The organism is Micromonospora sp. LOL_014 (assembly GCF_048060245.1).
Lineage (GTDB): Bacteria > Actinomycetota > Actinomycetes > Mycobacteriales > Micromonosporaceae > Micromonospora_E.
The window spans coordinates 1-991 of record NZ_JBHMIP010000099.1 but is presented as its reverse complement, the minus strand read 5'-3'; the positions used below and the strand labels follow the sequence as shown (position 1 = coordinate 991).

1 protein-coding gene is annotated in these 991 nt (G+C 70.7%); it reads right to left on the bottom strand.

Annotated features, from left to right (window positions below; all coding sequences use genetic code 11):
- On the bottom strand, nt 1-855 hold an 855-nt coding region (locus ACFHW1_RS28790; RefSeq protein ID WP_416616728.1), incomplete at its 3' end, for an IS701 family transposase.
- Nucleotides 856-991: the final 136 nt, after the last annotated feature.

The window sequence follows — 991 nt, the reverse complement described above, 5'->3', positions numbered from 1 at the left end:
TACGAGCAGGTAGTGGCGGGGGCCGGCGGTGGCGATCCACGCCCACGCGTACCAGCGGTCGCCTTTGGAACCCGCCCCGCAGGACATGGTCTGCCAGGCGGTGTCGGTGGTCAGGGTCGCGGCCGCCGCGTCGGCGCGGATCTTCGTCTTCCAGCCGGGCAGGGTGATCCGGAACGAGCACGGCACGCCGAGGCTGTAGCCGATTCCCCGGGTCTCGCAGGTGTCGCGTAGCCGCCGGTCCCGGCCGTAGACGGCGTCGGCGGTGCACCACCGCACCGGTACGCCGGCGTCGAGTGTCTCGGTGAGCAGGTCGGCGGCGAGTCGGGGTTTGGTCGCGAACTCGGTGTCGGCGGGGACGCCGGTGGCGGCGCGGCGGGCGTCGTCGTCGAGGTGGGCGGCGGGGATCCACAGGCGGGAGCCGACCAGGGCGTGGCCGGCGCGGGTGGCGTAGGTGGCGTTGACCAGGTTGACGGCGTTGGTGACCTTTCCCGCGCAGCCCACGTACTGGCGGGTCACGCCGCACGTGCCGGTGCCGGTCTTCTCCACCCCGCTCTCGTCGAAGATCAGCGTGTTGTCGCCGTCCGGGTCGGCCAGGCGTGCCACGGCGAAGTCACGGACCACGCCCATCGCCTTGCCGGTGTCCCAGACCGCGCGTTCGAGTAGTCGTTGCATCCGGTCCGGGGTGGTGTCCCCGGCGTGTTCGGCGAGGGTCCAGCAGTTCTTCCGGGGCAGGTCGGCGATGAGGCCACGGACGTACTTGCCGGCCTGCCGTAGTGGTTCGACCCGGGCGAAACACGCGCCGAGGTCTCCCATCAGCGTGGCGAGGTTCTCCTCGACCCGACTGGCCTCTACCATGGCCGCTGCGGCCACCTCGTGATCCTTCGTTGTCCACACAACACCGGACGATCATGCGGTGGCCGTCTCCGTCGCCGCACATCCTGTCCGTCCATACCCCACCGCACCGGTCAGGTCACGAAGTACGGCTGCCCTA